Genomic DNA, 14,849 nt, shown 5'->3' with positions numbered 1-14,849 from the left:
AATTCTGCCGGGCGACAGGTTAGCTGTGGGAAATAATCTCAAAGATATTATCCGGGTTAAATTCCTGCCCCGGACGGTAAATTTTCCAGTCGCTTACCAGCGTCAGCGGCAGGGTATATTCCTCGTCCTGCTGCATATCCTGCACGTAAAACGGCTGATTGGTCAGCACGCCGGTGAGCTGTTCATCGCCGATGCTCAGCAGCCGGAACCACATATGCTCCCGCTCATCGGCGTTGCCGTGCGGCACACCGATCTTGACGATGAACAGCGCCTCTTCCGTGGCGCTCGTCGTCTCAAAAACGTGTTGAAAATAAGGCCAGCGCAGTTGGGCTTTATGCGCCTCGCTGTCTGAAAGAGCGATGCTTTTCATAAACATCACCCGGTCGTCATCCAGGCCGCCGTCGAGCACGCAGCCGACACTCCCGCGCTCGTCTTCCAGGCGAAACAGCAGGCAGGACGGCCCGTTATGCCCCTCCAGACGGTCAGCCCTGTCGCCGCTAAAACGCGATGTCGGCGCCGGCAGCATCTCCGCCATCTCATCCAGCTCCGGCAGATCGCTTAAGCTGCCGCCGAACGGCACAAAATCCAGCCCCTGTTCCCACGGGATCGCCACAATAGCTTGATCGCCTTCACGGGTGCGCACCAGCCACTGCGGAACATAAAAATCGATGCCGTTGTTATCGAGACAGATGTTCGCAAATGCTTCGATCAGACCACCAACGCTTGCCAGCGACTCCACCTGGCGGCGGAAGAGGATTTCGCACTCCGGCAGACCCAGGCGCTCCAGCCCGTGCGTGTGCAGCCAGTAATCGTCGGTTTCATCGTCGTGCACCGCGTGAATAATATACAGCGAATCCACGCGCGGTCGGGCCGGATAACGCGCCTCAAATTGCAGCCAGTTATGGGCAAAAAGCTTACCGGCAGCGCTAATATCCTGACCAATCAGCAGGTCCGGTGCCAGCACCGCCATCACCTTCATCACGTTCTGCCAGCTTAAGAAAATATTATTCTGAAAGCGCGTAACCACCGACACCCGCTGACGTTCTCCTGCCGCCTGTTGCAGGATCTCCGGCGCAATGCTTTGCACTCTGGGGGTATATTCCAGCGCCGACAGGGTATATTCGTCGGTGAACAGCGAAACGCGGTACAGATAAATGGCGTTATCCTGCTGAAAAACCAGATGTAACTCATCTTCTTTCTCGTCGATACTGGCATCCAGCTCCGGCAGCAACGACTGCTGCTGCGCGCGCTGACGCAGTACGTCCAGCGTTACCGGCTCGCGCAGCGTCAGGACATATTCCGACAACGCTTTGATGACTCCACCCTGGCGGGCAGCCTGATAAAAAGGTTTATTCGACATGTATTGCCTCCCTGCGTTGTGTAAGAGGATGCAGCATAAATCACCGGCTGTTTACTGTTCAACTACCTGTAAAGGGGTTGATTTTATTTTACGCGGAATTGATGTGCTCCTTACAGTAGCGCCGTTTCCAGGCGGCGGGCGTCAGTCCGGTATGTTTGCGGAATATCTGCCGGAAATAGCCGACGTCGCTGAAGCCGCACAGTCCGGCAACCTCTTTGAGCGAACGGGCTTCGTTGACCAGCATTTTTTCCGCTGCCCGTATTCGCTGACGATGAATGGCTTCGGTGAGCGTGAGGCGAAACACCCGGCGATAAACGCGCCCCAGATAATCGGCGTTACAGTGCAGTTCGCGGGCAAGCACGGAGGTCGACAGCGGCCGATGAAACTGGGTGCGGATAAGCTGCTGCGCTTTCCAGGCCAGCGCCGTTCCGGCATCATCCGCCCGCTCCTGACAATCTCCCGCCAGCGCGATGTGTTGCAGGATCAGCAGTAAAATAAACTCCAGCGCCGCGCTGCGCTGAAGCCTTTCCTGCTCGCTGAGAAATTGCCGAAAAAGGGAAATCATATATTGGGGATCGCCGATCCGCACATGCTGCGGCACGGCGAGCGAGGTCAGATTTTTCTCTGTTGCAGGCGAGGCAATGACGTCAAAATGCAGCCAGTAAAATTTCAGATCCGCTGGAAAATCCTCAACGCCAATATGATGACGCTGCGGCCATAATATCAGGCTCTCTCCGGCATTAACCTGAAACACACGTTCTTCCTCCTGAAGGGTTAATATTCCTTTCTCAACGAAAATAATTTCCCACGAACTGAGCCTGCGCGCAGGATGACGTCCAACGCCGCGTGAAATAAATAATCCGCCATTTTGTACCCGTAAGGGCAGCGCTATGGATAATTCAAGCATAGATATTCATTATTCCGCTCTTATCAGCCCGTTATAAATCGTTATATGTTGATTATTCATGAAATTAAAACATTCAGCAGGATCGACGTCACATTTTAAACATCAGGTCGGAATCGTCATCTTTATCTACTTTCCCCTTCCCTTGTTGCACTTTTTTTAAGGTGCAAAATGAGTCCCGTACTTTGCAAACTACAAAAAAACACCGGCTCAAGCCGGATAAAAACATTTCATTACGCGAGGAGTTATTGATGACTTCCACTCCGATTTCCTCTACCGATATTACGCAAAAGGCACTTGATGAAAGGCTGTCGATCCGCGAAAAAATTGGCTACGGCCTGGGCGACGCTGGCGGCACGGTGATCACCTGCCTGATCATGAACTTTTTAACCTTTTTCTATACCGATGTTTTTGGCCTGACGCCCGCGCTGGTCGGTACGTTATTTATCGCTCTGCGCGTTTTCGACGCCATTTCCGATCCGGTGATGGGCGTGATTGCCGACCGCACCCAAAGCCGCTGGGGACGTTTCCGCCCCTGGCAACTGTGGATCGCCGTGCCGATTGGCATTATCGGCGTGCTGACCTTTACCGTCCCGGACGCCAGCATGAGCGTAAAAATCGCCTGGGCATTCGGCACCTATCTGCTGCTTTCGGTGAGCTATACCGCCATTAACGTGCCCTACTGTGCGCTGATCAACACCATGACCTCGCGCCACAGCGAAGTGATCTCCTGCCAGTCATGGCGCTTCGTTCTGTGCGGGGTGGCGGGATTTCTGGTGTCTGTCGGCCTGCCATGGCTGGTGGCGGAACTGGGCGAAGGCAACGCCGCACGCGGTTATCAGCTCGGCGTCGGCGTGCTCTGCGCCATCGCGGGAGTGATGTTTCTGTGCTGCTTTTTTTGGGTTCGCGAGCGCGTCTCGCTCAGCGCGATGGGCAAATTTACCCTGCGCGAGCATCTCGCCGGGCTACGTAAAAACGATCAGTTGCTGCTGATGCTGGTGATGTCCTTCCTGCTGATCAACGTCTTTAACATTCGCGGCGGCGGCTACATGTATTTCATCACCTACGTACTGGAAGGCAGCACCGGCTATACCTCGCTCTTTTTTACCATGGTCACGTTTGCTTCCATTCTGGGTTCTGTAATCGTCAACCCGTTATCGCGCCGCTTCGATACGGTAAAACTTTACTACTACACCAACCTGGTTCTGGCGCTGCTTGCGGTGCTGATGTGGTTTCTGCCCACCGGTCCCGCGTACCAGACGCTGTGGCTGGCGGTGATCCTCGGTAACGGCATTATCCTCGGCTTTACCCTGCCGCTGCATTTTTCACTGATGGCCTTTTCCGATGACTACGGCGAGTGGAAAACCGGCGTGCGCTCTTCCGGGATGAACTTCGCCTTCAATCTGTTTTTCATCAAGCTGGCCTGGGCTTCCAGCGCCGGGATTATCAGCCTGGTGTTTATTGTGGTGGCGTATCAGCCGGGCGCGGAGAATCAAACGGCGGGCTCGCTTCAGGGGATCACCGCGATGGAAACGTTATTACCCGCGCTGTTTCATTTGCTGCTGGCACTGGCTATCCGCGCCTGTCATCTCACTAATCCCATGATGGCGCGCATTGCCAGCGATTTGCGCCAGCGCCATGTTCACGCTTAAGGAGTCTGTAATGGAAGTCGATCTGCATAAACTGAAAGTGAGCGATCCTTTTCTTGGTCAGTATCAACAACAGGTACGCGATGTGGTGATCCCCTATCAATGGGATGCGCTCAATGACCGCATTCCAGAGGCCGATCCCAGCCATGCGATTGAAAATATCCGCATCGCTGCCGGTATTGTGCAGGGCGAGTTTTACGGCATGGTTTTTCAGGACAGCGACGTGGCGAAATGGCTGGAAGCGGTGGCCTGGGCGCTGTGTCAGAAGCCCGATCCGCAACTGGAAAAAACCGCAGATGAGCTGATTGAGCTGATTGCCGCTATTCAGTGGGATGACGGCTATCTGAACACCTATTTCACGGTTAAAGCGCCTGGCGAACGCTGGACCAATCTGGCCGAGTGCCACGAGCTTTATTGCGCCGGGCATCTGATTGAAGCCGCCGTGGCGTTCTTCCAGGCCACCGGAAAACGTCGTCTGCTGGACGTGGTCTGCCGCCTGGCGGATCATATCGACAGCGTGTTTGGCCCCGGCGACGGGCAGCTTCACGGCTATCCCGGCCACCCGGAAATCGAACTGGCGCTGATGCGGCTGTACGACGTCACCCGGCAGCCGCGTTATCTGACGCTGGCGAAATACTTTGTTGAGCAGCGCGGGGCGCAGCCGCACTTCTATGACGAAGAATACGAAAAGCGTGGCAAAACGTCCCACTGGAACACTTACGGCCCGGCGTGGATGGTCAAAGATAAAGCCTACAGTCAGGCGCATCAACCGCTGGCGGAGCAACAAACCGCCATCGGTCACGCGGTGCGTTTCGTCTACCTGATGACCGGCGTTGCGCATCTGGCGCGGCTAAGCCAGGACGAAGGCAAACGCCAGGACTGCCTGCGGCTGTGGAATAACATGGCTCAACGCCAGTTATATATCACCGGCGGGATCGGCTCCCAGAGTAGCGGCGAAGCCTTCAGCAGCGACTACGATTTGCCCAATGACACGGTGTATGCGGAGAGCTGCGCCTCCATCGGGCTGATGATGTTTGCCCGCCGGATGCTGGAAATGGAAGCCGACAGCCAGTATGCCGACGTCATGGAGCGCGCATTGTACAACACCGTGCTGGGCGGGATGGCGCTGGACGGTAAGCATTTTTTCTACGTCAACCCGCTGGAAGTGCATCCAAAATCGTTGGCCGGCAACCATATCTACGATCATGTTAAACCGGTGCGCCAGCGATGGTTCGGTTGCGCCTGCTGCCCGCCGAATATCGCCCGCGTCCTGACCTCGCTGGGGCATTATATTTACACGCCGCGCGCCGACGCGCTGTATATCAACCTGTACATCGGTAACAGCGTTGAAATTCCGGTCGGCGAGCAAACGCTGCGCCTGCGCATCGACGGCAATTATCCGTGGCAGGAGCAGATAACCGTCACCGTGGATTCACCGCAGCCGGTACAGCACACTCTGGCACTGCGCCTGCCGGACTGGTGCGACGCGCCGCAGGTCGCGCTGAACGGTGAGGTCATTAAAGTCAACGCACAGAAAGGGTATCTGCATCTGCCGCGCCGCTGGCTGGAAGGCGATACGATAACCTTAACCCTGCCAATGCCGGTGCGCCGGGTTTACGGTAACCCTCTGGTCCGCCAGCAGGCCGGAAAAGTCGCCATCCAGCGCGGCCCGCTGGTCTACTGCCTGGAAGAAGCCGACAACGGCGCGGAGCTGCACAATCTCTGGCTTCCCAAAGACAGTGATTTCAGCGTCTTTGAAGGCAAAGGCATCTTCGCCCACAAAATGTTGATTCAGGCCCAGGGGATTAAACAAACCGCCCCCGACGCCACGCAGCAACCGCTCTGGCGTTACGATGCGTCGCCCGCCCTCCGCCAGCCGCAGACGCTGACCTTTATCCCGTGGTTTAGCTGGGCCAACCGGGGCGAAGGGGAAATGCGCATCTGGGTGAATGAGGTTTAATAACTAAAGCTCCCCTTTACTTTTTGGTGAAGGGGTTTTCTGATTAAAATATTCCAATTCTGTGATTTATCTTCATTAAGTGAACGATTTACTCCTGCACTATGGAGAGACGGGACTGATGTTCTATGCAATAAGCATCAAGAAATTTAACCGGATGAGAGGCTGAAACCTAAAAAAAGGGACTCTTTCACATCTGAAGTTAATCCAGATAACTTATTGTAAATAACCTGTTATCTCAATTCTTACAAGGAGTGGTTATGACGATAGAATTCACAGAGAAGCTGAATGTCTTATCATCAAAAATCAGGCAACAATCTGCCGCCATTGAAACAGAAGAAGCCACAAAAACGGCTTTTGTCATGCCTTTCATTAACAATGTACTGGGTTATGATGTTTTTGATCCGACAGAAGTTATCCCTGAATTTACCTGCGACATTGGCACTAAAAAAGGTGAGAAAATTGATTACGCCATCCTTAAAAATGGCGAAATTCAAATCCTGATTGAATGTAAAAAGATCGGTGAACCGCTGAATATTAATCACGCCTCGCAGTTATTCCGTTATTTCCATGTAACCAGTGCCAGAATTTCAATTCTTACTAACGGTCAGACTTACAAATTTTACACCGATTTGGAAGCGCCAAATAAGATGGATGAAAGACCCTTTCTGGAAATTGATCTGCTCGATCTCGATGAAACGCTTATTCCAGAAATCAAAAAAATCACTAAATCCTCTTTTGATTTAGAATCTATTATTAACGCTGCTGGTGAATTAAAATACGTCAGTTTGATAAAAAAAGTTCTACATACCCAACTGAATAATCCAGAAGAAGACTTTGTTAAATTTTTTGCTTCACGGGTTTATGATGGAATGCTGACCCAAAAGGTACGTGAAACGTTTACGCTTCTGACCAAAAAAGCTGCCAGCCAGTATATTAATGCTCAAATTAATGAACGTCTTAAGTCAGCGATAGGAGGCAATCAACTGCCGCTCGTTGAATCGTCCTCTACAGCGGCCGATACTCAACCTGAAGGGGAAACTAAAGATTCATCAGATATCGTCACTACGATAGAGGAGTTAGAAGGTTTTCATATTGTTAAGGCAATAGTAAGAACGGTTATTGAGCCACCAAGAATCACCCAAAGAGATACAAAAAGTTATTTTGGTGTTCTTGTTGATGATAATAACAGAAAGCCTCTTTGCCGTTTGCATTTCAACCGCAGTCAGAAGTACATTGGATTATTCGATCTGGAAAAAAATGAAACCAGACATCCTATTGGATCGGTGGACGATATTTATTCTTTTGCCGATATCCTGAAGGCTACCGCTTCTTTATATAACTAACAACAACGTTATAATATTTTGGCTAACAGGATCCCCTTCCTGTTAGCTACTATTGCCACAAAAAACCAAAAATAGTATAACCTTATTTATCCATGCTCATTCAGAGACAAAACATGTCCACCCAGGAAAATAATACTCCCGCCACCCACAAGCGCGTTAAAGCCTCAGTCATCTATCGCCTGATGCTGATCGGTCTTGGCATTCCAATGTTTATCTTCAGCCTGATTTGCGGCCTGCTGGGGATGTTTGGCTACAACATGGTGAACTGGAATAACGAAACGGTACACGGGGTGCTGGCGCTGCCGATCGCGCTGCTAAGCGGGCTGTTTATCAGCGTGTTTTTTACTCTGTTTTTGGGAACCATTTGCTGCGTGGGACTGTGGATTTACAGCCGTTTCCGCCCGTTACAGGTGAAGGTGCTGGATTAACCGGGCAGCGCAGCGCCGCCCGGTGTTGCGGATTAAAACAGTCCTAGTGGCTTATCGGAGTAGCTTACCAGCAGGCATTTGGTCTGCTGATAGTGCTCCAGCATCATTTTATGGGTTTCGCGCCCGATGCCCGACTGCTTGTAGCCGCCGAAAGCGGCGTGCGCAGGGTAGGCGTGATAGCAGTTGGTCCATACGCGCCCGGCCTGAATGCCGCGCCCCATTCGGTAGGCCAGGCTGCCGTTACGGCTCCAGACGCCTGCGCCCAGGCCGTACTGGGTGTCGTTGGCGATTTCCAGCGCCTCTTCCATGGTTTTAAAGGTCGTGACTGCCAGCACCGGGCCGAAGATCTCTTCCTGAAAAACGCGCATATTGTTTTTGCCGAAAAGAATGGTCGGTTCGAGGTAGTAGCCGCCCTGCAAATCGCCCGCCAGATCCTTACGCCGCCCGCCGGTCAGGATATCCGCCCCTTCCTGCTTGCCAATATCGATATAGTTCAGAATGGTTTCCATCTGGCCCTGGGAAACCTGCGCCCCCATCTGGGTGCCGTTATCAAGCGGGTTACCGCTGCGAATGCCCTCCACGCGGCGGATGGCGCGTTCCATAAAGCGCTCGTAAATCGACTCCTGCACCAGCGCCCGGCTTGGGCAGGTACAGACTTCGCCCTGGTTGAAGGCGAAGAGCGCAAAGCCTTCCAGCGCCTTGTCAAAAAACGCGTCCTCTTCGTCCATCACGTCAGCGAAGAAAATGTTCGGTGACTTGCCGCCCAGCTCAAGGGTAACGGGAATAATATTCTGCGTGGCGTACTGCATAATCTGCTGACCCACTTCGGTCGAGCCGGTAAAGGCCACTTTTGCGATCCGTTTTGAGGTTGCCAGATACTCGCCGATTTCACCGCCCGCGCCGTTCACCACGTTGAGCACGCCCGGCGGCAGGAGATCGCCAATGACTTCCATCAGCAGCAGCACCGACAGCGGCGTCAGACGCGCCGGTTTCAGCACGATGCAGTTGCCCGCCGCCAGCGCCGGAGCCATCTTCCAGCTTGCCATCAGCAGCGGGAAGTTCCACGGAATAATCTGCCCGACCACGCCCAGCGGTTCATGGAAGTGATAGGCAACGGTATCGCTGTCCACCTCGCTGATCCCGCCCTCCTGCGCGCGAATACAGGAGGCAAAGTAGCGGAAATGGTCAATCGCCAGCGGCACGTCGGCGGCGCTGGTCTCGCGGATCGGCTTGCCGTTGTCCCAGGTTTCCGCCGTCGCCAGCAGTTCCAGATTCTGCTCCATGCGGTCGGCGATTTTAAACAGGATCGCCGCCCGGTCCTGCACCGACGTGTGCGCCCATTTGTCTTTCACCTTGTGGGCGGCATCCAGCGCCAGGTCGATATCTTTCTTACCCGATGAAGCGACTTCACACAGCAGCTGCCCGGTAACGGGCGTCAGGTTTTTGTAATATTCGCCCTCTACCGGGGGCACCCAGTCGCCGCCGATAAAGTTGTCATAGCGCGCTTTAAGTTTAAGAGGATAACCGTATTCGCCAGGCTGAATGCGGGAAGAGGGAGGATTGTTGGTCATGGCCGTCTCCTTGTCGCGGATAGTCTTACAAGGGTAGACGCCACTGGTGAATTCTTCGCCAGTCGTTTACCGCTTTACGACGCGCTTCACGAATTACTTTCCTTTACGTTTCCCCGGCTGGCTTCAGCCATACTTGAGGGGTGACGGTTAAACTCCTGGAGAAGATATGCAGCGTTATATCGGTTTTGATGTTGGGGGCACCCATATTAAATATGGAGTGATCGACAAAGACGGTGAGGAGTTAACCAGCGAAGAATATGACACGCCGGAAGATGCCGAAACGTTCAAAGAAAAGTGGCAGGAGGCGGTGAAAACCTGCCAGAAAGAGCATGATATCGCGGCGATTGGGGTCAGTTTTCCGGGGCATATCAACCCGCATACCGGCCATGCGGCGAAGGCGGGGGCGCTGGATTATCTGGATGACCAGAATCTGCTGGAGCTGTTCGGCGAGCTGACCGACCTGCCGGTTATCGTGGAAAACGATGCCAACTGTGCGGCGCTGGGCGAAATGTGGCGCGGAGCCGGGCAGCGCTACGATAACCTGGTCTGTATCACCATCGGCACCGGGATCGGCGGCGGGATTATTGTTGACCGCGAGCTGTATCGCGGCGCGCATTTTCATGCCGGAGAATTTGGGGTGATCCCGGTCGGTAATAACGGCGAGTGTATGCACGAGGTCGCTTCGGCAAAAGGGCTGATGGAGTCCTGCCGCCAGGCGCTGGCGCTACCGGCAGAAGAAATGCCGCACGGGAAGGAGATTTTCGAGCGGATGGAGAGCGACATGCATCTGCGCGAGGCGGTGAACGACTGGGGACGCTTTCTGGCGCGCGGCGTGTATAGCGTGATCTCAATGTTCGATCCGCAGGTGGTGCTGATCGGCGGCGGCGTCAGCGAGCAGGAAAAACTCTACCCGCTACTGGACCGGCATCTGGAAAAGTTTGAAATGTGGGAAGCACTGAAAGTGCCTATTCATCCGTGCGAGCTGGGCAATCAGGCGGGCAGGCTGGGGGCAGTGTGGCTGGCGCAGCATAAGACAGCGCCAGCAAAAGGCTAACGCGCGGTTACATCGCTGAGGCGTAGATCGCCATAATCTCCTCATGGGTGGCCTGAATAGGGTTGGTCAGGCCACAGGCGTCTTTCAGGGCGTTGGTGGCCAGCAGCGGGAAATCCTCTTCTTTGACTTTCAGATCGCGCAGCCCGGTGGGAATATCCACGCTGCGCGCCAGCTTACGGATGGCATTCAGGCACGCCTGCGCGCCCTGCTCATCGTTCATCAAACGCACCTCAATGCCCATCGCCTGGGCGCAATCACGCAGCCGCCCCGCTGCCACGCGGCTGTTGAACGCCTGAACGTGTGGTAACAGGATCGCATTACACACGCCGTGCGGCAGATCGTAGAAGCCGCCCAACTGGTGCGCCATCGCATGAACGTAGCCGAGAGAAGCATTGTTAAACGCCATACCCGCAAGGAACTGCGCGTAGGCCATCGCTTCGCGGGCGGTTTCATCGCTGCCGTTTGCCACCGCCGTGGGCAGGTGTTCGGCGATCATCGTCACCGCTTTTAACGCGCAGGCGTCGGTGATCGGCGTGGCGGCAATGGAGACATAGGCTTCAATCGCGTGGGTCAGCGCGTCCATCCCGGTTGCCGCCGTCAGCGAGGCGGGCATGCCCATCATCAGCGCCGGATCGTTAACCGACAACAGCGGCGTGACGTGTTTATCGACAATCGCCATTTTGATGTGCCGCTCTTCATCGGTGATGATGCTAAAGCGCGTCATTTCTGACGCGGTCCCGGCGGTGGTGTTAATGGCAATCAGCGGCAGTTGCGGTTTGGCGGAGCGGTCGATGCCTTCGTAATCGCGAATATCGCCGCCGTTGGTCGCCACCAGCGCAATGCCTTTCGCGCAGTCGTGCGGCGAGCCGCCGCCGATGGAGATCACGCAGTCGCACTGGTGCTCGCGCAGCACCACCAGCCCGGCATTAACGCTTTTCACGCCGGGATTAGGCCGGGAGCCGTTGTAGACCACGCTGTCGATGCCTTTGGTTTTTAAATCAGCCTGAATGCGATCGACGATACCCTGTTTATTGAGCGTCGTGCCGCAGACAATCAGCGCCTTTTTAAAATGAAAGCTGACCATCGTCTCCAGCGCTTCGGCCAGAGTATTCATCCCAAGGATATTTATTGCTGGAATATAGAATGCAGACATAATAATGACCTCTGAAAGATTAATAAACCAGAGGAAATATATTCTTATGCCCTTAAAAATAGTGTGATATCGCGTTTAAAAAGAGAAGCGCGCGATGAGAGGCTTTATCACGCACAAGCAAGCACGGGCGGGTAATCCCCCGGCCAGTCGCCGGAGGATATTTACCTCTACTCTTCGTGAATAAATAACGCTTTATCGCGCAGAATATGATCGTTGCCGCGCCGCCGGGTAAAGCCGATGCGGTCGAAGTGTTCCAGAATTTGGATCGCCAGCTTGCGACCGACGTTCAGCTTGTCGCGGAAGTCTGCCGCACAGGTCGATCCGCGCAGCTGATCCAGTTCGCGGATCATGCTGGCGAACGTTACGATCCGATCGTTACGGTAATAACGATCTTTTACGATCGCCGTAATCATCCCCTGCTGCGCGGCCTGCCGCAGCACCGTGCGCATCACCTGCTCGTCGGTACTGGTTTCGCGCGCCAGATCGCGCACCCACCAGGGTTCGTCGCCGAACAGCCCGGCGGCTTTTTGCCATATCTCCTGCTGCTCGTCGCTGAAGCCCGCTTTATGATCCGGCAGATGCAGCCAGCCGTGATGGCTGTGGATCGTCCCGCTTTCGCGCATTTTTTCGATGAGCGTCAGGACCAGCGCTTCATCTTCCATCGGCAGGGCAATACGCCGCAGGCGTTCGCGGCCCGGCCCCGGTTCGTCAGGATGCTGCTGATGATAAGTGGTCAGCGCGTCCAGCAGCCTGCGCTGCCAGCGTGCCGCCAGTGGCGCATCCAGCAGGCAGCCGCCCGCCTGGAGGTAATCCGGACGGTTAATCAACGCCGCCAGCCCGCTCTGACTAAGCTGCCGCCCCCAGCCGAAATCCGCCAGTTGGACGGCAGCGCGCTGAAGGTGGACGCTGAGCGCCTGCGCATCGCCTTCGCTGGCAGCCAGTTGCGCCAGCCACTGTAAATAGTCCGGCTTGCGTTTTCCCCGGCGCGGCGGGTTGAGCGTCACCACCCGCGCTCCGGCAAGCGTGGTCCGCGCGGAGATATCGCGCAGCACCAGCCGGTCGTTGTCCGCCAGGTACAGCGGCGCATCAAGTACCAGCTCCGCCAGATTATTTTCCAGCAGTGAGACGCGCCCGGTAATGTGGCTCGCCGCATGGTGAATATGCAGCGGCTGCCACTGGCTTAAGACGGCGTGACTTTGCAGCGCAACGATAACCCGCTCCGCAGGCGCGGGCGGCGCGTCGGACAGCAGCCAGTCGCCGCGCGTGATATCTTCTTTCTGCGCGTCGCCTGCAATGTTCAGCGCAATACGCTGCCCGCCGCGCGCCTGTTCGACCGGCTGATTCTGCGCGTGCAGGCTGCGCACGCGCATCGGCTTGCCCGCACCGGTCAGCCACAGGGTATCGCCGATTTTCACGTCGCCGGAAAGCGCCGTTCCGGTGACGACCAGCCCGGCCCCTTTCACCGTAAACGCCCGGTCAATCGCCAGGCGGAAGCGCTGATGCGCCGGGTGCGCGCGCTCCGGCAACTGCAGGAGGTGCGCGCGCAGCGCATCAATGCCGCGCCCCTGCGTGGCCGCAGTAACAAACAGCGTCGCCGCCGCGAAGCCGTATTCGCCCAGCACCGCCTGCACCTGCTGCTCAACCTCCCGCACCCGCGCCTCGTCTACCCGATCCGCTTTTGTCAGCGCCACGGTGAGCGTCGGATTGCCGGTCAGTTGCAGGATAGCCAGATGCTCGCGGGTTTGCGCCATCACACCATCGTCGCACGCCACCACCAGCAGCGCATGATCGATACCGCCGACGCCCGCCAGCATATTGGCGAGAAATTTCTCGTGGCCCGGCACATCGATAAACCCCGGCACGCGCCCGTCCGGCTGCGGCCAGTAGGCGTAGCCCAGATCGATGGTCATGCCGCGCTTTTTCTCTTCCGGCAGGCGGTCAGCATTGATGCCGGTGATCGCCTCCAGCAGCGTGGTCTTGCCGTGGTCGACGTGCCCGGCGGTGGCAATAATCATTTCAACAACTCCAGAAAACGGGGTTCATCTTCAAGGCAGCGCAGATCCAGCCACAGACGCCCCTCGTAAATGCGGCCAATGATCGGCACCGGCAGCGCGCGCCAGCGGGCGGCCAGCGCTTCAGTGCGGCTACCGCGCCCGTCGTGGGGCGTAAAAGTGAGCGCGGCGCTCGGCAGGCGCTCGACAGGCAATGAGCCGCTGCCGATTTGCGAGGTGCAGGGCATCACCTGTACCGCAAACTCGTCAGCAAAGCGCGGGGCAATCTGCGCGCAAAGGCGCCCGGCTTGCTCGCGGATGGCGTCCGCTTTACGGTTAAGCAGGCGCAGGGTGGGAAGGTTATCCGCCAGCGCTTCCGGGTGCAGATACAGACGCAACGTGGCTTCCAGCGCCGCGAGGGTCATTTTATCGGCACGCAGGGCGCGTTTGAGCGGGTGGCTCTGCAACTGCGCAATCAGCGCTTTTTTGCCGACGATGATCCCCGCCTGCGGGCCGCCCAATAGTTTGTCGCCAGAGAAGCTGACCAGGCTGACGCCTGCGGCAATCAACTGCTGGGGCATTGGCTCTTTTGGCAAACCGTACTGGCTTAAATCCACCAGCGATCCGCTGCCTAAATCCGCGACTACCGGAATAGCCAGCTCGTCGCCAATCTGCGCCAGCTCGGCTTCATCCACCGCTTTGGTGAAGCCTTCAATGCTGTAATTACTGGTGTGGACCTTCATCAGCAGGCCGGTATTTTCAGTGACCGCCTGACGATAATCTTTGGCGTGGGTGCGGTTGGTGGTGCCCACTTCATGCAGCGTACAGCCCGCCTGGCGCATGACGTCAGGGATGCGGAACGCGCCGCCAATTTCCACCAGTTCGCCGCGTGATACCACCACTTCTTTGCCGGTCGCCGTCGCCGCCAGCATCAGCAGCACCGCCGCCGCATTATTGTTAACAATGCAGGCGTCTTCCGCGCCGGTGATCCGGCAGAGTAAATCGGCAATGGCCCGGTCGCGATGTCCGCGCCCGGCACCGTCCAGATCGTACTCCAGCGTGACCGGGGAACGCATTGCCTGCGCGACGGCCTCTATGGCCGCTTGTGCCTGAAGCGCGCGTCCCAGATTGGTATGCAGCACCGTGCCGGTCAGGTTGATCACCGGGCGCAGCGCGCTGTGTTCCTGCTGCGCCAGCCGCTGCGTGACCGCCTGTGACCAGTCTGCGCACCACGCTGGCAGCGCCTGATGCTGGCGAATGCCGACACGCGCCTCGTCCTGAAGCTGACGCAGTGTTTCCACCAGCCGGGTATGACCCCAGCGTTCAAGTAAAGGTGTAAAGGCAGGATCGCGCAGCAGGCGATCGGTGGCGGGGAGCTGGCTGTAAAGTAATGAAGTCTGGCTGGTCATGGGCGCGCCTGGCGGTTGGGATTATCC

The 14,849-nt window shown here is 56.3% G+C and carries 11 protein-coding genes; 5 read left to right on the top strand and 6 right to left on the bottom strand.

The window, feature by feature from the left end; all coding sequences use genetic code 11:
• Positions 1-19 precede the first annotated feature (19 nt).
• Complete coding sequence (locus RT197_RS13500) at positions 20-1,360, bottom strand: DUF4026 domain-containing protein (protein ID WP_312951465.1); 1,341 nt, start codon at positions 1,358-1,360, stop codon at positions 20-22.
• An 88-nt stretch (positions 1,361-1,448) separates the two neighbouring features.
• Positions 1,449-2,267: a helix-turn-helix domain-containing protein gene (locus tag RT197_RS13495; RefSeq protein WP_312951463.1), complete on the bottom strand. Its 819-nt coding sequence runs from the start codon at positions 2,265-2,267 to the stop codon at positions 1,449-1,451.
• Between the two features lie 248 nt (positions 2,268-2,515).
• Between RT197_RS13495 and RT197_RS13490 the strand changes: the two genes are divergently transcribed.
• From RT197_RS13490 to RT197_RS13475, 4 genes are all read left to right on the top strand, one after another.
• Entirely contained in the window at positions 2,516-3,916 is a 1,401-nt protein-coding gene (locus RT197_RS13490) for an MFS transporter (RefSeq protein WP_312951462.1), read from the top strand.
• A complete protein-coding gene (locus tag RT197_RS13485; RefSeq protein ID WP_312951632.1) occupies positions 3,903-5,873 on the top strand; it encodes a glycoside hydrolase family 127 protein in 1,971 nt (656 codons plus the stop codon). Before RT197_RS13490 ends, RT197_RS13485 begins: the two co-directional genes overlap by 14 nt.
• Positions 5,874-6,130: 257 nt before the next feature.
• Positions 6,131-7,216, top strand: a complete 1,086-nt coding sequence (locus tag RT197_RS13480; RefSeq protein ID WP_312951460.1) for a type I restriction endonuclease — start codon at positions 6,131-6,133, stop codon at positions 7,214-7,216.
• 113 nt (positions 7,217-7,329) lie between these two features.
• Positions 7,330-7,644, top strand: a complete 315-nt coding sequence (locus tag RT197_RS13475; protein ID WP_312951458.1) for a hypothetical protein — start codon at positions 7,330-7,332, stop codon at positions 7,642-7,644.
• 32 nt (positions 7,645-7,676) lie between these two features.
• On the opposite strand, the gene RT197_RS13470 is transcribed toward RT197_RS13475, so the two are convergent.
• A complete protein-coding gene (locus tag RT197_RS13470) occupies positions 7,677-9,215 on the bottom strand; it encodes an aldehyde dehydrogenase family protein (RefSeq protein ID WP_312951456.1) in 1,539 nt (512 codons plus the stop codon).
• Between the two features lie 166 nt (positions 9,216-9,381).
• Between RT197_RS13470 and RT197_RS13465 the strand changes: the two genes are divergently transcribed.
• Positions 9,382-10,269, top strand: a complete 888-nt coding sequence (locus RT197_RS13465; RefSeq protein WP_312951454.1) for an ROK family protein — start codon at positions 9,382-9,384, stop codon at positions 10,267-10,269.
• Positions 10,270-10,276: 7 nt separating this feature from the next.
• On the opposite strand, the gene yiaY is transcribed toward RT197_RS13465, so the two are convergent.
• The 3 genes from yiaY to selA all read right to left on the bottom strand — a co-directional run bounded on the left by yiaY (position 10,277) and on the right by selA (position 14,822).
• Positions 10,277-11,428, bottom strand: a complete 1,152-nt coding sequence (gene yiaY, locus RT197_RS13460; protein WP_312951630.1) for an L-threonine dehydrogenase — start codon at positions 11,426-11,428, stop codon at positions 10,277-10,279.
• A gap of 161 nt (positions 11,429-11,589) precedes the next feature.
• Complete coding sequence (gene selB, locus RT197_RS13455) at positions 11,590-13,437, bottom strand: selenocysteine-specific translation elongation factor (RefSeq protein WP_312951452.1); 1,848 nt, start codon at positions 13,435-13,437, stop codon at positions 11,590-11,592.
• On the bottom strand, positions 13,434-14,822 hold the full coding sequence (gene selA / locus RT197_RS13450) for an L-seryl-tRNA(Sec) selenium transferase (protein ID WP_312951450.1): 1,389 nt from the start codon (positions 14,820-14,822) through the stop codon (positions 13,434-13,436). The genes selB and selA overlap by 4 nt, the downstream gene beginning before the upstream one ends.
• Positions 14,823-14,849: the final 27 nt, after the last annotated feature.

It is taken from the genome of Superficieibacter sp. (genome assembly GCF_032071645.1).
Lineage (GTDB): Bacteria > Pseudomonadota > Gammaproteobacteria > Enterobacterales > Enterobacteriaceae > Superficieibacter.
The sequence above is the reverse complement of the archived record's forward strand: the minus strand, read 5'-3'. Positions and strand labels throughout refer to the sequence as shown.